The sequence below is a fragment of the Curtobacterium poinsettiae genome (assembly GCF_025677645.1).
Taxonomy (GTDB): domain Bacteria; phylum Actinomycetota; class Actinomycetes; order Actinomycetales; family Microbacteriaceae; genus Curtobacterium; species Curtobacterium poinsettiae_A.
The window spans coordinates 1,517,009-1,536,367 of record NZ_CP106879.1 but is presented as its reverse complement, the minus strand read 5'-3'; the positions used below and the strand labels follow the sequence as shown (position 1 = coordinate 1,536,367).

Below are 19,359 nucleotides of genomic sequence, written 5' to 3'. Positions count from 1 at the left end.
CGACGGCCCGGACGACGTCGACCGCGCCGGTTCCCCATCATCTCGACGGAAGGCCCGCCCGTGCGCGCAGCGATCATCCACGCCCCGAACGACATCCGCGTCGAGGAGCGCGACCGACCCGGGCTCCTCTCCGGCAAGGACGCCGTCGTCAAGGTCCTCGCGGCCTGTGTCTGCGGATCGGACCTCTGGCCCTACCGCGGCGTCACCGAGACGAAGCAGCCCCGGCCGATCGGCCACGAGCTCGTCGGCGAGGTCGTCGCCGTCGGTGACGACGTCACCGGCCTGCACGAGGGCGACTTCGTCATCTCCCCCTTCACCATGAACGACGGCACCTGCCAGGCCTGCCGCAACGGCATGACCACCGGCTGCGACCACCTGTCCGGATTCGGCAGCACGGACGCGTACGGCGACCCCGTCGGCGGCGCACAGGCCGAGTACGTGCGGATCCCGGACGCCGACGCCACGCTCGTCGCGGTCCCCGGCCCGGTCGACCCGGCCCTGGTGCCGTCGCTGCTCACCCTGTCCGACGTCTTCTCGACCGGCCACCACGCCGCCGTGTCGGCCGCGGTCGGCCCCGGCAAGACCGTCGTCGTGGTCGGCGACGGCGCGGTCGGCCTCTCCGCCGTGCTCGCCTCGAAGCGACTCGGCGCGGACCGCATCATCGCGATGAGCCGGCACGCCGACCGTCAGGCGCTCGCCCGCGAGTTCGGTGCCACCGACATCGTGGCGGAGCGCGGCGACGAGGGCGTCGCCGCGGTCTGTACGCTGCTCGGCGGCGACCTGGCCGACTGCGCGGTCGAGGCCGTCGGCACCGAGGAGAGCATGGACCAGGCGCTGCACTCGGTCCGGCCCGGCGGCAACGTCGGCTTCGTCGGGGTCCCGCACGGAGTCCCGACGATCGGCACGCGCTACCTGTTCGACACGAACATCGCCATCGCGGGCGGCATGGCCCCGGCCCGGAAGTACATCCCCGAACTGCTGCCCGACGTGCTGTCCGGCGCGATCGACCCCGGTCGCGTCTTCGACCTGGAGCTGCCGCTCGACGAGGCCGCCGAGGCCTACCGCGCGATGGACGAGCGCCGCGCCATCAAGGTGTTGCTGCGCCCGTAGCGGCGCGCGTCGTGGACGCACCGGCAGACGGACGGGAGGCCCGTGGCAGCATCGCCACGGGCCTCCCGTCCGTCGCCTGGTCGCGTCGGGCAGCCGACGCCCGGTCAGGCGTCGCGGATCGCCAGCACCCGGTGCGGCGCAGCCGCCTCGGCCCGCCACCCGCCGGGCAGCACGTCGCGGAGTTCGGGCACGGTGAAGCTCCGACGGATCGACCGGAGGCCGTCGACGCGGATGAACGTCCCCGCCGCGACGAGCGGTGACGCCAGCGCGTACGCCCGGTAGGCCGCCGGCGACCGCCGGATGTCGGAGTGCAGGCTGCGCCCGCTCGCGAGCAGCTCGGAATCGGCCAGGAACCCCCGCCGCTCCTCGTCGCCCAGGTGGTGCAGCACGTGGTTCGACACGACGACGTCGAACCGCTCACCAGCGGCGACGAGGTCACCGCTCGACTGCTGCCGGAACGTCACACTAGCCGGGGAGGACCGTCGTGCCGCGGCGATGGCGCGTTCGTCCGGGTCGACCCCGACGACCTCGAGGTCGAAGCCGTCGCTCGCCGCCCAGCGCACCAGCGAGCGGGCCAGGTCGCCGCCACCGCACCCCAGGTCGAGCACCCGGCCACGGCCGCTGGCGGGCAGGGCCGGCACGACGTGTGATCGCCAGGCCGCGCGCCAGCCGCTCACGAGCGCGTTCACGACGGCGAAGCGCCGAAACGTGCGCGCGAGCGCACGCGGGTCGCAGTCCGGGTCGTCCATCAGTTCGGTCAGGTCGAGCGCGCGGGTGCGCAGGTCGACGGCCGGGAGGCCCGTGGTGCCGCCGCGCTGGCGGCTCACGCCGCGCCCGTGGTCGCGACGGGGACGCGGGCGGGTTCGACAGCGGGTTCCACCGCGGGCGATGCCGCAGGTTCGGCCGCCAGCGACTCCAGGGGTCCTGCCGCGAGCGACGCCTCGGTCCGCACCGCGGTGAGCCGTGCGCTCTCGACGGTCAGACCCGGGCCGAAGGCCAGTGCGACGACGGCGCTGCCGTCCTCGAGGCCGGCGTCGACGGCGTCGCGCAGCACGAAGAGCACGGTGGCGCTCGACATGTTGCCGTGTTCGCGCAGCACGCGCCGGCTCGACTCCATCGCGCTGTCCGGCAGCCCGAGGGACTCCTGGGCGCGGTCGAGGATGGCCCGGCCGCCCGGGTGCACCGCCCACACCGGCACGTCCGAAGCCGACCCGCCGTCGAGCAGCGGTTGCACGGCGCTCGGGACGTGCAGGCCGACGAGCTTCGGCACGGCGGTCGACAGGACCATCTCGAAGCCCTCGTCCCCGATGTTCCACGCCATCTCGGACGCTCCCTCGGGCACCACGGCCGTCGTGAACTCGTCGAAGCGCAGACCGGCTCCGTCGCGGGCGACCACCGCTGCCGCGGCACCGTCGCCGAAGACGCTGTTCGCGACGATCTGGTCGGGGTCGTTCGAGGCACGGACGTGCAGGGTGCAGAGTTCACCGCAGACCACGAGCACGACGGCGTCCGGGTCCTGGTCGACGAACGCCGCGGCGATCCGGAGCGCGGGGAACGCGGCGCAGCACCCCATGAAACCGATGTGGTGCCGGAAGACGCCCCCGGGCAGCCCGAGCTGCTCGACGACGTCGATGTCGGGTCCGGGCTGCGTGAACCCGGTGCACGACACGGTCACCAGGTGTGTGACGGCCTCCGGCGCGATGCCGGCGCGTTCCACCGCGTCGCGGGCGGCGGCGACGAACAGCGGCGGGGCGAGTTCGCGGTACCGGTCGTTGCGCGAACCGGTGGACGGCGAGCGCAGGGTGCCGTCGTCGTCACGGAAGGCACCACCGACACGTTCGGAGTCGAGTTCCTCGAGGACGGTGTGCCGCTGGTCGACCGCCGACCCGTCGAACGCGGCGGGGACGAGCCGTCTGCCGAGCCGCCCGAGGTCGGGTTGGGCGGAGAAGAGGTCACGCACCCTGGGCTGGTCGAGGGTCGTCTCGGGGACGGCGGTTCCGATGGCGCGGATCGTTGCGGACACGACTCATCCTGTCACCGGATCGCTGACGCGTCCCCAGGATGCACACGACGACCGGGACGCACGGAGGGCACGACACCGACCGGTACCGTGCCCTCCGAGGTGGGACTGCTACGACTGCTGCGCGCGCTCCAGCACGAGTTCCCGCACGCGGGCGGCGTCGGCCTGGCCCTTCATGGCCTTCATGACCGCACCGATGATCGCGCCGGCCGCCTGGACCTTGCCGTCCTGGATCTTCGCCAGCACGTCGGGCTGCGCCGCGAGTGCTTCGTCGACCGCTGCGGTCAGGGCGGAGTCGTCCGAGACGACCTTGAGCCCGCGGGCCTCGACGAACTGCGCCGGCGAGCCCTCGCCGGCGATGACACCCTCGAGCACCTGGCGCGCCAGGCGGTCGGTCAGGTCGCCGGACTCGACGAGCGCGATGACCTCGGCGACGTGCTTCGGCGACACCAGGTCACCTGGGGCGGCGTCCTGCGCGTTGGCGACGCGGCTGATCTCACCGGTCCACCACTTTCGCGCTGCCTGTGGTGCGGCGCCGGCAGCGACGGTGCCCTCGACCTCGTCGAGCAGGCCGCCGTTGACGACGTCCTGGAACTCCAGGTCGGCGAAGCCCCACTCGCCCTTCAGACGACGGCGACGTGCGACCGGAGCCTCGGGCAACGAGGCACGGAGCTCCGCGACGACGGCCGGGTCCGGCACGACGGGCAGCAGGTCGGGCTCCGGGAAGTACCGGTAGTCGTCGGCGTCCGACTTCGGACGACCGGCCGAGGTGCGGCCGGTGTCCTCGTGCCAGTGCCGGGTCTCCTGCGTGATCGTGCCACCGGCGGCGAGGATCGCTGCCTGGCGCTGGATCTCGTAGCGGATCGCACGCTCGACGGCGCGGAACGAGTTGACGTTCTTGGTCTCGGTGCGGGTGCCGAGCTTCTCCTGCCCGCGGGGGCGGAGCGAGATGTTCGCGTCGCACCGCAGGTTGCCGCGCTCCATGCGGGCTTCGGAGACACCGAGCGCCCGGACGAGGTCGCGGATGACCTGCACGTAGGCGGCCCCGAGCTCGGGGGCCCGGTGCTCGGCGCCGAAGATCGGCTTCGTGACGATCTCGACCAGGGGCACACCGGCACGGTTGTAGTCCACGAGCGAGTACTCGGCGCCCTGGATGCGGCCGGTGGCACCGCCGACGTGCGTCAGCTTGCCGGCGTCCTCTTCCATGTGGGCGCGCTCGATCGGGATGTTGTAGATCGTGCCGTCGGCGAGCTCGACCTCGACCTCGCCCTCGTAGGCGATGGGCTCGTCGTACTGCGAGACCTGGTAGTTCTTCGGGTTGTCCGGGTAGAAGTAGTTCTTCCGGGCGAACCGCGAGGACTCGGCGATCGAGCAGCCGAGCGCGAGCCCGAGCTGGATCGAGTACCGCACGGCCTGTGCGTTCACGACCGGCAGCGACCCGGGCAGCCCGAGGTCGACCGGGGTGACGTTCGTGTTGGGCTCGCCGCCGAAGAAGTTCGGGGCGTCCGAGAACATCTTGGTCTTCGTCGCGAGTTCGACGTGGACCTCGAAACCGAGCACCGGCTCGTAGCGCTCGAGCGCCTCGTCGAAGTCCATCAGCGCGTCCTTCTGCGCCATCAGATCACACCTTCCTGCGCAGCGGACTGCTGACTCTGGTCGAGGTCCGGGACGGACGCGATGAGCGGCGCGCCCCACTGCTGTTCGAGCAGACGCTCGAGGGCGGCACCGTAGCGGTACAGCCGCGCGTCCTCGCGCTGGGGCGCCATCAGCTGCACGCCGACGGGCAGGCCGTCCTCGGGCGCGAGGCCGTTCGGGATGCTCATGCCGGGCACGCCGGCGAGGTTCGCCGGGATCGTCGTGAGGTCGTTGAGGTACATCGCCAGCGGGTCGTCGATGCGCTCACCGATCGGGAACGCGGTCGTCGGCGCCGACGGGCTGACGAGCAGGTCGACCTGCTCGAAGGCGGCCTGGAAGTCCCGCTGCACGAGCGTGCGGACCTTCTGCGCCGAGCCGTAGTAGGCGTCGTAGTAGCCGGCGCTCAGGGCGTAGGTGCCGAGGATGATGCGCCGCTTGACCTCCGGTCCGAAACCGGCTTCACGCGTGACGGCCATGACGTCCTCGACGGTGGCACCGTTCTCGGGCGTGACCCGGAGGCCGAAGCGCACCGAGTCGAACTTGGCGAGGTTCGACGATGCCTCGGCCGGGAGGATCAGGTAGTACGCGCTGATCGCGTACGCGAACGACGGAGCGTCGATCTCGACGACGACCGCACCGGCCGACTCGAGCAGCGCGACCGTCTCCTGGAAGCGCTGGGTGACCCCGGCCTGGAACCCGTCGCCCCCGGCGAGTTCCCGCACCACGCCGACGCGCAGGCCGCGGAGCGTGTCCTCCTGCAGCCCTTCGCGTGCGGCGGCGGCCATCGAGGGCCAGGCGTCCGGGATGGACGTGGAGTCCTTCGGGTCGTGCCCGCCGATGACGTCGTGCAGGAGCGCGGCGTCGAGGACGGTGCGGGACACCGGTCCGATCTGGTCGAGGCTGGACGCCAGGGCGATGGCGCCGTAGCGGCTCACCCCGCCGTACGTCGGCTTCACACCGACCGTGCCCGTCACGGCACCGGGCTGACGGATGGAGCCACCCGTGTCCGAGCCGAGGGCGAAGGGTGCTTCGTGCGCGGCGACCGCGGCGGCCGAACCACCGCCGGATCCGCCGGGGATCCGGTCGAGGTCCCACGGGTTGCGGGTCGGGCCGTAGGCCGAGAACTCGGTGGTCGAGCCCATCGCGAACTCGTCCATGTTGGTCTTGCCGAGCGGCACGAGGCCGGCGGCGCGGAGCTTCGCGACGGGGGTGGCGTCGTACGGCGGCACCCAGCCCTCGAGGATCTTCGAGCCGGCGGTCGTGGGCATGTCCTGCGTGCACAGGACGTCCTTGACGGCGATCGGCACACCGGCGAGCGGCCCGAGGTCGTCGCCCGCGGCACGGCGGGAGTCGATCGACTTCGCCACCGCGAGGGCGTTCTGGTTGACGTGCAGGAACGCGTGCACGTCGCCGTCGACGGCGGCGATCCGGTCGAGGTGGGCCTGGGTGGCCTCGACGCTCGAGACGTCGCGCGCCACGAGGGCGTCGGCGAGCGCCGCGGCGCTCAGCTTCGTGATGTCGTCAGTCACTGTTCTTCGCCCTACTGTTCTTCGCCGAGGATGGCGGTCACGCGGAACCGTTCGCCGTCGGAGTCGGGCGCCCCGGAGAGCGCCTGCTCCTGCGTCAGCGTCGTGCCGACCACATCGGGTCGGGTGACGTTGCCGAGCGGCACGGGGTGGCTCGTCGCCGGGACGTCGTCGGTCGCGACCTCGGCGACCTTGGCGACGCTCTCGACGATGTGCGCCAGCTCCCCGGTCAGCTTCTCGATCTCGTCGGGCGTGAGTGCGATACGTGCGAGGTTCGCCAGGTGCGCGACCTGCTCGCTCGTGATGTCAGGCATGGTGCTCCGTCGATCGGTTCGTGGAATGCCCCACAGTCTATTGGCTGCGTCGGGCGCGCAGGCGCGGCTGTGGACGACGGGCTGGAGGCCCGGTGCCGGTCCGCCGGACCGGCACCGGGCCTCCAGAGGGTCAGAGGGTCACTTCCCGTTCTGGTTCCTCGCAGCCGGAGCCACCGTCGCGGCGGGCGCCGGCGCAGCCGGAGCAGCGGGTGCAGCCGGAGCGGCTGGCGCAGCCGTCGGCGTCGGCGTCGGCGTCGGCGTCGGCGTCGTCTGGGCGTCCTGCGTCATCCCCTGCGCGGACGAGGACCCCGACGATGAAGACGACGACGACGACGACTTGCTCGCCTGCCCCATCATCGCCTGGCTCGGCGCGGGCAGCGCTCCCCCGCCGACGGTCTGGTCCAGGTACGCCATCATCGACTTCCCGACCCCGAACTTCGCGCTGTACCCGGTGGTGCCCTGCAGGAACGGCCAGTTCGCCAGGCTCACGTTCCCCTGCACGTTGCCGACCCAGGTGGCGTTCGTGTACTTCGTCGACGACGCGACCAGCCAGTTCTGCACGTCGCCGTCGGTGGTGCCGGTCTTCGCGAACTTCGGCACGCTGTCCCCGGGGTTCGCGCTCGCGGCCGTCCCCGACCCGGACAGCACGCCCTGCAGCGCGTAGTCGACGGTGCCCGCGACGTCCGCCGAGACACCCTGCGTGCAGGACGACGGCGTCGGCGTGATCTTCGTGCCGTCCGCCTCGGTCACCGAGTCGATCGCGGTGGGCGTGCACACGACGCCACCGTTGGCGAAGCCCGCGTAGGCCTCGGCCAGGTCGATCGGCGACAGCTCGTTCACGCCGAGGATCGAGGACGGCGTCTGCGTCAGGTCGCCGCCGTCGGCGCGGTGGATGCCCATCGACTGCGCGAGCTGGGCGATCTTGCACAGGTCGAGCTGCTTGCCCATCTGGGCGTAGGCGGTGTTGATCGACTCGACCGTCGCCGCCTCGACCGACATCGACGACGGCACGCTCTCGGCGTTCGCGACGTTCCAGGTGCCGCCCGCGACGTTCTGGCAGCTGTTGGTGAACTCGGCGTTCTGGAACTGGTGCTCCGAGGTGGTGACCGAGTCGGACAGGGTGTGCCCGCTGGCGAGCCACTCGGCCAGGGTGAACACCTTGTAGGTCGAGCCGGTCTGGAACCCACCCGAGTTGCCGTACCCGGAGTCGGCGCTGTAGTTCACCGCGGTGGCGCCGGCCGCGGCGTTGTCACCCTGCGTGTACGTGGTGTTCTGGACCATCGACATGATCCGGCCGGTCCCGGGTTCCACGGTGACGTTCGAGCCGCCGACGTCGACGCCGGCCATCGTGGACGGTACGTAGGTGGACAGCGCGGACTGGGCCTGGCCCTGCAGGTCGAGGTCGAGCGAGGTGTGGATCTGCAGGCCCTTGGTGTCGAGCGTGGCGATGCGTGCCGCCGCGGTCTTGCCGAAGGCGGGGTCTTGCAGCACCTGGTCGCGGACGTAGTCGCAGAAGTAGCCCGCGTCGTGGTTCGTCGCGGCGGTCGAGCACCCGTTGGCGGTCTCGGTGATCTTCGGCGTGACCGGCGTCGCGATCGCCTTCGTCATCTGTGCCTTCGTGATCGACCCGTGCGCCTGCATCCGGCGGAGCACGTAGTCGCGGCGTTCCTTCGTCAGCGCGTACCCGTTGGCCTTGCCGTTGTCCTTGTCGCTCGGCACGTCGATGCGCAGGTTCGACGGGTTGTTGAGGATCGCGACGAGCGTGGCCGACTGCACGAGCGACAGGTCCTTCGCGTGCACGCCGAAGTAGTACTCAGCCCCGGCCTCGGCACCGTAGACCCGCCCGCCGAGCCCGACGATGTTGAGGTACCCGGTCAGGATCTCGTCCTTCGAGTACTTCTTGTTCACCGCGATCGCGTACCGCATCTCCTGCAGCTTGCGCTGCGGCGTGACGCCGGCCGCGTCCTGGTAGCAGGCCTCGACCTTCTTCTCGGTGGCGGCCTGGTCCTTGCCGGTGAGCTCCTCGCACTGCTGCACCAGGACGTTCTTGACGTACTGCTGCGTGATGCTCGAGCCGCCCTGCACGTCCCCGCCGACGACGGTCGCGGCGACGCCCCGGAGCGTCCCGAGCACGTCGATGCCGCCCTCGTCGTAGTAGCGCGGGTCCTCGGTGTCGATCGCCGCCTGCTTGAGCGAGTCCGCCATCTGGTCCGCCGTCACGTTCGTGCGGTTCTCGGCGTAGAACGAGGCGATCTTGACCTGCTTCCCGCCCTGCTCCGCGTACACGGACGACACCTGCTGCGGGGTCTGCACGTCGAGGTAGGTCGGCAGGTCCTCGAAGAACGAGACCGCCCCGGACGTCCCCTCTCCCGCGACGGCGACCGCCGGCGTCACCGCGACGGCGACGAGCATGCCCGCGAGCACGGACATCACCACGAACATCAGGAGAGCACCAGGCCATCGCACCACACGCATGACGGCACCGTAGGCAGCAGGGCTGTACTGGTTCTGCCCCGGAACGAGTGCAGGCTGCGGTCGCGTTCAGGTTGCCACCCAGCCCGCTCCGAGGACGCGTCGCGATCCGCACGGGTGCACCGATCCGGCCGGGAGGCCCGCCATGCCTCCCGCACGTCGGCCGCCGGTCACGATCGGGTCACGCCCACCGCGTCGCCTCGACCGGCGGGTCCACCCGGTCGGTCATCGGGCGGTCGGGTGGATCCCGGTCCGTCACGGCCGGTCAGTCACGGGGCTGCAGGTCCTGCGGACGCACGAGGTACATGTCCGGCGAAGCGCCGACGATGTCGTCGCCCCCCGACTTCCCGCGTCGGACCTGCTCGCGCACCAGGTCACCGCGACCGATGCCGATCAGGGCGACGTCGTGCAGCGATGCCGTGCCCGGCTTGAGGTAGTCGTTGTGCCCCACGGGTCGCCGGAACACGTCACCGGCCGACAGCGCGTCGGCGCCGCCGGCCAGGTCGAGCACGGTCGACCCGAACGACGCCCCACCCGGGTCGGTGCCGAAGTACCCGGAGCCCGCGATGGGGTCGCTGTGCGCGCCGCCGACGAAGACCTGCCCGGTGGCGACGGCGAGGTCGGCCGCCGTCCGGACGTCGCTGCCCGGCGACCCGAGCACGGTCAGGGTGTCGGCCGTCATCCGGCCGGACGCCAGGGCCGTCATCGCCGTGGTCGAACCGTACGAGTGCGCGACGATGTTCACCCGCGGTTGATCGCCGGCGCGGATCGCGCGCAGGCCCGCGACGGTCCGTTCGAGCCGCTCCGCCCCGGTCCGTGCGAGCCCGAGTGACAGGATGTTCGACAGGTCCGGCGTCCGGTACCCCATCCACGCGACGACGGCGACACCCGACCCGTTGCCGGTCGCGGCGAGTGGGGCCAGGGTGGCCTGCTCGCGGGACAGGTCGTTGGCGGTGTTCGTGAAGTCGGTCATCTGCCCGGTGACCGTGAAGAACATGCCCGGCACCACGACGGTGACGTCGGCTGCGGTGTCGAGGTCGCCGATGCTGATCGCCGCACGCCCGGAGCCCCGGGTGTCGAGTGCCACCAGGAAGCGCCGCGGGTCGCCCGGTTCCTGCACCAGGGAGTCCCGGACCTGCCCGAGCATCGCGGCCCGGGCTGCACCCACCTGGGCGTCGGCGAGGCCGGACGTCAGCGTCGCCCGGTTGGCCTGGTCGCGGACGGCGTACGGCACGCCCTCGAGGTTCCCGACCAGGGCGGGCGCGTGCACGAGGAGTCGGTCCTGCTCGTCGGCGGGCAGGTGCGACCACCACTGCGCGACGGTCTGCGCGGGCGGCGGATCGTCCTGCACCGTCGCCACGACACGGCGGTCGGTGGCCGCGCTCCGCAGGTCTGCGGCGCCGAGCGCGCCGAGGTCCTCGACGAACGCGCGCCCGTGTGCGGCGGCGAGGTCGTCGACCCCCACCGCTGTCGTGGACGACACCGCTGCCACCACCGGCATCGCCACGGGCGCTGACACGGACGCTGACACGGACGCCGACGCCGACGCCGACGCCGACGAGAGCCGGTCGTCGGCCGGGATGATGCGGGTCGTGGTGGTGCTGGCGACCGTGACCTGGTGCGCCGGGGGCATGCCTGGGGCCTCGATCACTCCGAGCGAGTGCACCGAGGCGGTGAGCAGAGCCGCAGCGATGAGCAGCATTCGGGTCTCCCCCGGGAAGGCCGTCCCGCCGTCCCCCTGCAGACGACGGGTGATGCTCGGTCGAGTCTATGGAGATGTCCACGGATCATCCATGCGCGATGCAACTTGTCCCCCGAACTGGGCGCGTTCGACGGCGCGCCGCGCTCAGCGGATGCGACCGGGCATGCTGCGCGCCCCGCTAGTCCTCGGTCGTCGGCGCTTCCGGTTCGGCGAGCGCTGCCGGTCCCTCGGTCACGAGCAGGTGGAACTGCTCGGCGTCGATGATCCGGACGCCCAGCTGCTCGGCCTTCGTGAGCTTCGAACCGGCACCCGGACCGGCCGCCACGAAGTCGGTCTTCTTGCTCACGCTCGAGGCCGCCTTGCCGCCGGCGGTGATGATCGCCTCCAGTGCCCCTTCGCGCGTGTAGCCCTCGAGCGACCCGGTCGCGACGACGGTGACGCCGCTCAGCACGCCGCCCTCGACGTCGGCACTGCCCGGGCCGGGGTGGCCCGGGGTGGTGAACTGCACGCCGGCCGTGGTCCAGCGGTCGATGATCTCGCGGTGCCAGTCGACGTCGAACCAGGCGAGCAGGGCGTCGGCGATGATCCCGCCGACCCCGTCGACGGCGGCGAGTTCTTCGCGCGATGCCGACCGGATGGCGTCGAGGGAGCCGAAGTGGTTCGCGAGGGCTCGGGCGGCGACGGGTCCGACGTGGCGGATGCTCAGGCCGACCAGGATCCGCCACAGGGGCTTCGTCTTCGCCGCGTCGATGTTGGCGAGCATCTCGAACGCGTTCTTCGACGGGTAGCGGCTCGGCTCACCGGTGTAGTCGGTGCCCCGTGCCTCGGGGTCGAACGGGGGGTCGGTCTTCTTGCGCGCCCGACTGAACGGCGTGACGCGCTTCGGGGTGCCGTCGTCGTCGACCTTCTCCATGCCGGTCTCGGCGTCGCGGACGATGACCTCGATCGGGACGATGTCCTGCATCGTCAGGTCGAACAGTCCGGCCTCCGTGACGAGCGGCGGGGTCTCCGGGCGGAGCGGCTGCGTGAGCGCCGCGGCCGCGACCTCGCCGAGCCCCTCGATGTCGAGCGACCCGCGCGAGGCGATGTGCTCGACCCGACCGCGCACCTGCGCCGGGCAGCTCTTCGCGTTCGGGCAGCGCAGGTCGATGTCGCCGTCCTTCGCGGGGGCGAGCTCGGTGCCGCACTCCGGGCAGTTCGTCGGCATCACGAACTCGCGTTCGGAGCCGTTGCGGAGCTCGACCACCGGGCCGAGCACCTCGGGGATGACGTCGCCGGCCTTCCGCAGCACGACGGTGTCACCGATGAGCACACCCTTCGCCTTGACGACCTGCTGGTTGTGCAGTGTGGCCTGGCGGACGACGGACCCGGCGACCTCGGCCGGGGCCATCACCGCGAAGGGGGTGGCACGGCCGGTGCGCCCGACGCTGACCACGATGTCGGTGAGCGTCGTGTGCACCTCTTCCGGCGGGTACTTGTAGGCGATCGCCCACCGCGGCGCCCGCGACGTCGACCCGAGCTCCTCGTGCAGGGCGAGGTCGTCGACCTTCACGACGACGCCGTCGATCTGGTGCTCGACGGACGAACGGCGCTCCCCCGTGGTCCGGACGAAGCCGTTGACCTCGTCGATGGTGTCGAACACCCGGTAGTGGCTGCTCGTCGGGAGTCCCCAGGTCTGCAGCAGCTCGTACACCTCGGACTGGCTGCGGACGTCGGTGCCCTGCTCGAGTTCACGGACGGGCCAGGCGCCGATGCCGTGCACGAGCATCCGCAGACGCCGGAGCCGGTCGACCATCAGTGCCCGCTTCGCCTCGGACTTGCCCTCTTCCTTCTGTCGGAGGGACCCGGCGGCGGCGTTGCGCGGGTTGGCGAACACGCGCTCCCCCGCCTCGCGCTGGTTCGCGTTGAGCTCGTCGAACTCGGCGACCGGGAAGAAGATCTCGCCCCGGACCTCGACCAGGGGCGGGTGGCCGCTGCCCGACAGGCGGTCCGGGATCGTCCCCATCGTGCGGACGTTGCCGGTGACGTCCTCGCCGACCACGCCGTCGCCACGGGTGGCGGCGGAGACGAGCCGACCGTGCTCGTACCGCAGGTTGATCGCCAGGCCGTCGATCTTCAGCTCGGTCAGGAACCGCACCCGCTCGTCACCGGCGTCCCGCTGCACCTTGCCCGCCCACTCGGTGAGCTCGTCGGGACTGAAGACGTTGTCGAGCGAGAGCATGCGCTCGGCGTGCTCGACCGGCGCGAACTGCGTCGTCTGCGCCTGCCCGCCCACCGTCTGCGTCGGGCTGTCGGGCGTCAGGAGTTCCGGGAAGCGCCGTTCGATCGCGTCGAGGCGGTGCACCAGGGCGTCGTAGTCGGCGTCCGACAGGGGCGAGGCGTTGCCCTCGTAGTAGTCGTGGCGCAGCTCGTCGACGCGGGCGCGCAACCGGTCGACCTCGCGCGCGGCCTGGGCGGCGTCGAGCCCGTCGGGGTCGATGGTCTCGAACGTCGCGTCGGTCTCGCTCATGGCATCAGTTCTACCGTGCACCACCGACGCGGCGTGCAGCGAGCGTGTGCCCCGGGAGCGGCGGGGTCAGGCGTCGACGGGGACGGCGCTGACCGTGGTGTCGATCGTGCACTGGCCGAGCACCCGCGTGCCGACGTAGACCACGGCTGTCTGCCCGGGAGCGACCCCGTGCAGCGGCTCGTCGACGTCGATCACGAGCACGTCGTCCTGCACGCGGGCCGTCGCGGGCACCGGGTCGGCGTGCGCGCGGATCTGCACGTCGCAGGCGAACGGCGTCGCGGGGTCGGCCGGTGCCGTGCCCGCCCAGGTGAACCGCGACCCGGACATCGAGGTGACGGCGAGGGCCTCCTTCGGGCCGACGACGACGGTGTTGTCCTTCGGGCGGATCTCGAGCACGAACCGGGGCTTGCCGTCCGGTGCCGGGCGCCCGAGGGCCAGGCCGCGGCGCTGCCCGACGGTGTAGCCGGTCGCGCCCTCGTGCGATCCGACGACCGTGCCGTCGCGCTCGACGACCTCACCGGGGGCGGTGCCGACGCGGTCCGCCAGCCAGCCGCGGGTGTCGCCGTCCGGGATGAAGCAGATGTCGTACGAGTCCGGCTTCTGGGCGACCGTCAGCCCGCGCTCGGCGGCCTCGGCCCGGACCTCGTCCTTCGACGGGGTCGCGCCGAGCGGGAACATCGCGTGCTGCAGCTGCTCGGCGGTCAGGACCCCGAGCACGTACGACTGGTCCTTCGCCCACGCGGCCGACCGGTGCAGCTCGCGGGAGCCGTCCGGACCGGTGACGATCGAGGCGTAGTGCCCGGTCGCGACGGCGTCGAACCCCAGCGCGAGTGCCTTCTCGAGCAGCGCCGCGAACTTGATCCGCTCGTTGCAGCGCATGCAGGGGTTCGGGGTGCGGCCGGCCTGGTACTCGGCCACGAAGTCGTCGACGACGTCCTCCTTGAACCGGGCCGAGAAGTCCCACACGTAGTACGGGATCCCGAGGGCCGACGCCGCGCGCTGCGCGTCCATCGAGTCCTCGATGGTGCAGCACCCGCGGCTGCCGGTGCGCAGGGTGCCGGGCATCCGGCTCAGGGCCAGGTGCACGCCCACCACGTCGTGGCCAGCGTCGACCGCCCGGGCTGCGGCCACCGCCGAGTCGACACCACCGCTCATCGCCGCAAGAACACGCATGTGTCCAGGGTAACCCGCCGACGAAGCGGTACCGCTGGCGTACCGTTGGTCGGGCGATGACCACAGCGGGGAACGACTCATTCGACTTCCGGTCCGTCCTGCTGTCCGGGTTCCTGCCCGCCGCGCTCTTCGCGATCGGCGAGGGCGCGATCATCCCGATCATCCCGATCGCGGCCGACTCCCTCGGCGCCAGTCTGGCGTTCGCGGGCTTCGTCGCCTCGCTCATCCTGGTCGGGGAGCTCATCGGCGACGTGCCGTCCGGCATCGTCGTCGCCCGCGTCGGCGAGCGGAACGCGATGATCGGCGCCGCGCTCGTGTCGGTGGTCGGGCTCGTCGTCGCCACGACGGCCGCGAACGCCTGGGTCCTGGCTCTCGGGGTGTTCCTGGTCGGCGTCTCCACCGCGGTGTTCGCGCTCGCCCGGCACGCCTACATGACCACCGCGATCCCCCTGCGGATCCGGGCCAGGGCGCTGTCGAGCCTGGGCGGTGTCTTCCGCTTCGGCTACTTCGTCGGCCCGTTCATCGCCGCCGGCGTCATCCACCTGACCGGGACCACCGGCAGTGCCTTCTGGATCCACGTCGTCTGCTGCCTGGCGGCCGCGACCGTGCTCCTGGTGCTGCGCGACCCCGCGACGGGCACACGCGGCCTGCGGTTGCCGCCACGGGCCTCCCGGTCGTCGGCCGACCAGGCGACGGACGCGAGCGGCCACGCGACCGAACCGCCCGCCGACACCGGCGCGCAGTTCGTCCAGCAGGAGGCGCAGGGGCTCTTCCGCACCATCCTCGCGAACGGGGCGGTCCTGCTCCGGCTCGGCAGCGGCGCCGGCCTGATCGGCGCGATGCGCGCCGGACGGCAGGTGATCCTGCCGCTCTGGGCGGTGAGCGTCGGCCTCGACGACTCGACCGCAGCACTCGTGATCGGCATCGCCGGAGCCGTCGACTTCGCGCTCTTCTACACGAGCGGGCAGATCATGGACCGGTGGGGACGGCTCGCGAGCGCGCTGCCCTGCATGCTCGGCCTGAGCATCAGCTACTTCCTGCTCGCCTGGAGCGGCCACCTGGACGCCCGGGTCGGCTGGTTCGTCGCGATCGCGATGGGCATGTCGCTGGCGAACGGGGTCGGCTCCGGCATCCTCATGACGCTCGGCGCGGACCTCGCGCCCCGCGACGCCCCGGCGCCGTTCCTGGGGGCCTGGCGGTTCACCGGCGACTTCGGGTCGGCGGCGGCGCCGCTCCTCATCTCCGGCGTGACCGCCGTCGCGTCCATCGCCGTCGCGAGCGGGGTGATGGGCGTGCTCGGCCTGGTCGGCGCGGGCATCCTGCTCCGGTACGTGCCCCGGTACCTGCCGCGCCCGCTGCGCTGACGCGCTGCTGCACTGTCGCGCTGACGCGCTGTCGTCACGTGCGAGGTTCCGTACTCGGTGGCATCCGGCCCGCCCCGCACCACGTCCGGTTCCTCGCACCGGGTCGCGGAGCGCGCACGGTGTGTCCCACGGCCTGGAGGCCCGGTGCACGTCCGCCCCGCACCCCGCGCTCGGTAGACTGCCGCTGCTCGCGGGAGTGGTGGAATCGGTAGACACGCAGGATTTAGGTTCCTGTGCCCCAGGCGTGAGGGTTCGAGTCCCTCCTTCCGCACCGAGTCCCTCCTGGCGCACCGTTGCGGTCATCCGCACGCCTCGAGCAGGTCAACCCTGCGAGGGATGGCCCGGTCACTTCCGGGCGGTACCCTCATCCCGCGGGAGTCCTCCCCGTGACTCCCGCTCCACGACCGGAAGAACCATGCACTCCGTCGCACTCGCCCTGATCCCGTGGCTCGATCCGCAGTACATCCTCGACCACTTCGGGGCCATCGCCGTGCTCGTGGTCTGCGCGATCGTGTTCGCCGAGACCGGTCTGCTCATCGGCTTCATCTTCCCGGGCGACAGCCTGCTGGTCATCACCGGCCTGTTCGCCTTCGACCGCGGCGGCGAGATCGGCGGCATCCCGATCTGGGTCGCGGCGCTGATGAGCGGTGCCGCCGCGTTCCTCGGCGGCGAGCTCGGGTACTACATCGGCAAGAAGGCCGGGCCCCCGATCTTCGAGCGGAAGGACAGCGGGCTCTTCTCGAAGGCGAACGTCGAGCGCACCAACGCGTTCTTCCACCGCTTCGGCCCCCTGGCCGTGATCCTGGCGCGCTTCGTGCCGGTCGTCCGCACCTTCGCCCCGATCGCCGCGGGCGTCGGCCGGATGGACTACAGGAAGTACTCGCTCTACAACGCGATCGGCGCCGTGGTCTGGGGCGTCGGCGTGACGTTCCTCGGGTACTTCATCGGGCACATCCCCTTCGTGGCGCACATCGTCCGCGAGTACATCGACATCATCCTGCTCGCCGCGGTCGTCGTGACCGTGGTGCCGATGGCGCTGACGTACCTGCGCAACGCCCGCAAGGCGAAGCGCGCGAACGAGGCCGAGGCCACCACCGCCCCGACGGCCGACCCGACGCTCTAGCCGCAGCACCGGCGCACGACCGGAGTCGCCCCGGACCACGTGACCACGTGGTCCGGGGCGACTCCGTCGTGCGGAACGACACGAGCGTAGGAACTCAGACGCCGAAGTGCTCCCGCACGATCGGCGCGATGCCCCGGAACGCCTTGCTGCGGTGCGACAGGGCGTTCTTCTCGTCGCGGGTGAGCTCCGCCGACGAGCGGTCGGCGTCGTCCGGTCGGAACACCGGGTCGTAGCCGTGGCCGCCGTCACCGACGGGCTCGGTCAGCACCTCGCCGTTCCAGACCGCCTCGACGACGTGTTCCTGACCGTCGGGCGTCACGAAGGCGGCAGCGCACACGAACGCGGCGGTGCGCTCCACGACACCCTGCAGGTTCGTGAGCAGCAGCGCGATGTTGTCGGCGTCCGAGCGGGTCCCGGCGTACCGGGCCGAGTGGATGCCCGGTGCGCCCCCGAGGGCGTCGACCGCGATCCCGGAGTCGTCGGCGAGCGCCGGCAGCCCGGTGTGCGCGACGGCGGCACGAGCCTTGATCAGGGCGTTCGCGGCGTAGCTGTCGCCGTCCTCGACGGGCTCCGGGCCGTCGTACCCGACGAGTTCGACCCCCTCGCCCAACGCCGACCCGAGGATCTCGCGCAGCTCGACGACCTTGCCCTGGTTGTGGGTGGCCAGGACCACCTCGCGGGACGTCACGCCAGACCCAGGACCGAGCGCTGGATCGCCGCGAGCGACTGGTTGCCGGCCAGGCCCAGGTCGAGCAGCACGTTCAGCTCGTCGCGGTCGAACGGCGCGTGCTCGGCGGTGCCCTGCACCTCGATGAACTTGCCCGACCCCGTGGTGACGATGTTCATGTCGGTGTCGGCAGCCGAGTCCTCGGTGTAGGCCAGGTCGAGCATCGGCTCCCCCTTGACGATGCCGACCGAGATCGCCTGCACGCTGTCGGTGAGCGGGGTGGCCTTCTTCGCGATGAAGCCCTTGGCGCGGCCCCACTCGATCGCGTCGGCCATCGCCACGTACGCACCGGTGATCGACGCCGTACGGGTGCCGCCGTCGGCCTGCAGCACGTCGCAGTCGATGACGAGGGTGTTCTCGCCCAGGGCCTTCGTGTCGACGACGGCGCGGAGCGAACGCCCGATCAGGCGGGAGATCTCGTGGGTGCGACCGCCGACCTTGCCCTTGATGGACTCGCGCTGCATGCGCTCGTTGGTCGACCGCGGCAGCATCGAGTACTCGGCGGTGACCCACCCGGTGCCCTTGCCGGCGAGCCAGCGGGGCACGCCGTTGGTGAACGACGCGGTGCAGAGCACCCTGGTGTTGCCGAAGGAGATGAGCGCGCTGCCCTCGGCCTGCGTGCTCCACCCCCGCTCGATGGTGACGGGACGGTGGTCGGTGGCGGTGCGGCCGTCGACGCGGAGGTTGTCGGTCATGGGGTCCTTTCGGTGCGGGGCAGCGTGATGGCCCCCGTCTGGAGGTGGCCGACGCTCGAGACCTCGGGGCCGAGGAAGCGCCGGGCGAGCCGGATGAAGCCGTTCTTGTCGTCGCCCGTCGCCTCGAACGAGTACGTCGGGGCGGTGGTCGCGGTTCGCTCGAGCCCGTGCTCCACGAGCCGGCGGTAGACGTCGTTCGCGGTCTCCTCGGCGCTGGAGACGAGCGTGACCTCCGGACCCATGACGAACTGGATCGCGGCGGACATGAGCGGGTAGTGGGTGCAGCCGAGCACGAGGGTGTCGACGTCGGCGGCACGGATCGGGTCGAGGTAGCCGGCCGCGATCTCGCGCAGCGACGGCGACGAGGTGTCGCCCGCCTCGACGAACTCGACGAACCGGGGGCACGCGGCGGTGGTCAGCGTGACGTCGGCGGCGACCGCGAAGGCGTCCTCGTAGGCGCGCGACGCGATGGTGCCGACGGTGCCGATGACCCCGATGCGGCCCGTGCGGGTCTGCTTGACGGCTGCTCGGGCCGCGGGCTGGATGACCTCGACCACGGGGATGCCGTACGCCTGCTCGTACCGTTCGCGGGCGTCACGGAGCACGGCGGACGAGGCGGTGTTGCACGCGATCACCAGGGCCTTCACACCCTGCTCGACCAGGTCGTCCATGACCTCGAGCGCGTAGCGGCGGACGTCGGCGATGGGCTTCGGGCCGTAGGGCGAGTGCACGGTGTCGCCGACGTACCGGATGCTCTCGCGCGGGAGCTGGTCGATGATGGCACGGGCCACGGTGAGGCCGCCGACCCCGCTGTCGAAGACTCCGATCGGTGCATCCGTCACGGCACCAGCGTACCGACGCCCGCCGACCAGCACCGACGCGACCACGCGCGCCACGCAGGCCGGGCGCACGGGGTGATCCGGGCCTCCTCACCGGCACGGCCAGCCCGCCGCTGGCGCGTCGCGCCGGAACCGTCGGTGGGCCTCCAG

The 19,359-nt window shown here is 71.7% G+C and carries 15 protein-coding genes and 1 tRNA gene; 4 read left to right on the top strand and 12 right to left on the bottom strand.

Annotated features, from left to right (window positions below; all coding sequences use genetic code 11):
• Positions 1-60: 60 nt before the first annotated feature.
• The gene (locus OE229_RS07510; protein ID WP_262137248.1) at positions 61-1,110 is read left to right on the top strand and encodes a zinc-dependent alcohol dehydrogenase family protein; all 1,050 of its coding nucleotides are present in this window, start codon (positions 61-63) and stop codon (positions 1,108-1,110) included.
• A gap of 104 nt (positions 1,111-1,214) precedes the next feature.
• Here the strand turns inward: OE229_RS07510 and OE229_RS07505 are convergent, their stop codons facing one another.
• From OE229_RS07505 to mnmA, 9 genes are all read right to left on the bottom strand, one after another.
• Entirely contained in the window at positions 1,215-1,937 is a 723-nt protein-coding gene (locus OE229_RS07505) for a methyltransferase domain-containing protein (protein ID WP_262137246.1), read from the bottom strand.
• Positions 1,934-3,133, bottom strand: coding sequence for a type III polyketide synthase (locus tag OE229_RS07500; RefSeq protein WP_262137245.1), 1,200 nt, complete (start codon positions 3,131-3,133; stop codon positions 1,934-1,936). The genes OE229_RS07505 and OE229_RS07500 overlap by 4 nt, the downstream gene beginning before the upstream one ends.
• Before the next feature lie 108 nt (positions 3,134-3,241).
• Entirely contained in the window at positions 3,242-4,747 is a 1,506-nt protein-coding gene (gene gatB / locus OE229_RS07495; RefSeq protein WP_262137243.1) for an Asp-tRNA(Asn)/Glu-tRNA(Gln) amidotransferase subunit GatB, read from the bottom strand.
• Complete coding sequence (gatA, locus tag OE229_RS07490) at positions 4,747-6,294, bottom strand: Asp-tRNA(Asn)/Glu-tRNA(Gln) amidotransferase subunit GatA (protein WP_262137242.1); 1,548 nt, start codon at positions 6,292-6,294, stop codon at positions 4,747-4,749. The genes gatB and gatA overlap by 1 nt, the downstream gene beginning before the upstream one ends.
• Positions 6,295-6,305: 11 nt before the next feature.
• Positions 6,306-6,605, bottom strand: coding sequence for an Asp-tRNA(Asn)/Glu-tRNA(Gln) amidotransferase subunit GatC (gene gatC / locus OE229_RS07485; RefSeq protein WP_182065897.1), 300 nt, complete (start codon positions 6,603-6,605; stop codon positions 6,306-6,308).
• 138 nt (positions 6,606-6,743) lie between these two features.
• Positions 6,744-9,080 carry a transglycosylase domain-containing protein gene (locus tag OE229_RS07480; protein ID WP_262137241.1) on the bottom strand — a complete coding sequence of 779 codons (2,337 nt, stop codon included), beginning with the start codon at positions 9,078-9,080 and terminating at the stop codon, positions 6,744-6,746.
• Positions 9,081-9,342: 262 nt separating this feature from the next.
• Positions 9,343-10,779, bottom strand: coding sequence for an alpha/beta hydrolase family protein (locus tag OE229_RS07475; RefSeq protein ID WP_262137238.1), 1,437 nt, complete (start codon positions 10,777-10,779; stop codon positions 9,343-9,345).
• A 178-nt stretch (positions 10,780-10,957) separates the two neighbouring features.
• Positions 10,958-13,288: an NAD-dependent DNA ligase LigA gene (gene ligA / locus OE229_RS07470; protein WP_262137236.1), complete on the bottom strand. Its 2,331-nt coding sequence runs from the start codon at positions 13,286-13,288 to the stop codon at positions 10,958-10,960.
• Between the two features lie 66 nt (positions 13,289-13,354).
• Positions 13,355-14,461: a tRNA 2-thiouridine(34) synthase MnmA gene (gene mnmA, locus OE229_RS07465; protein WP_031259645.1), complete on the bottom strand. Its 1,107-nt coding sequence runs from the start codon at positions 14,459-14,461 to the stop codon at positions 13,355-13,357.
• A 56-nt stretch (positions 14,462-14,517) separates the two neighbouring features.
• Between mnmA and OE229_RS07460 the strand changes: the two genes are divergently transcribed.
• From OE229_RS07460 to OE229_RS07450, 3 genes are all read left to right on the top strand, one after another.
• Positions 14,518-15,825 (top strand): MFS transporter, encoded by a 1,308-nt coding sequence (locus OE229_RS07460; RefSeq protein ID WP_262137235.1) that lies wholly within the window; start codon positions 14,518-14,520, stop codon positions 15,823-15,825.
• A 190-nt stretch (positions 15,826-16,015) separates the two neighbouring features.
• Positions 16,016-16,096, top strand: a tRNA-Leu gene (locus OE229_RS07455).
• 144 nt (positions 16,097-16,240) lie between these two features.
• Positions 16,241-16,948, top strand: coding sequence for a DedA family protein (locus OE229_RS07450; RefSeq protein WP_262137233.1), 708 nt, complete (start codon positions 16,241-16,243; stop codon positions 16,946-16,948).
• 94 nt (positions 16,949-17,042) lie between these two features.
• Here OE229_RS07450 and rdgB read toward each other — a convergent pair whose 3' ends face one another.
• The 3 genes from rdgB to murI are packed head-to-tail and all read right to left on the bottom strand — an operon-like array spanning position 17,043 to position 19,212.
• Entirely contained in the window at positions 17,043-17,636 is a 594-nt protein-coding gene (gene rdgB / locus OE229_RS07445; protein WP_027464602.1) for an RdgB/HAM1 family non-canonical purine NTP pyrophosphatase, read from the bottom strand.
• Positions 17,633-18,370 (bottom strand): ribonuclease PH, encoded by a 738-nt coding sequence (gene rph / locus OE229_RS07440; RefSeq protein ID WP_173035740.1) that lies wholly within the window; start codon positions 18,368-18,370, stop codon positions 17,633-17,635. The genes rdgB and rph overlap by 4 nt, the downstream gene beginning before the upstream one ends.
• Complete coding sequence (gene murI / locus OE229_RS07435) at positions 18,367-19,212, bottom strand: glutamate racemase (protein ID WP_027464600.1); 846 nt, start codon at positions 19,210-19,212, stop codon at positions 18,367-18,369. The genes rph and murI overlap by 4 nt, the downstream gene beginning before the upstream one ends.
• Positions 19,213-19,359: the final 147 nt, after the last annotated feature.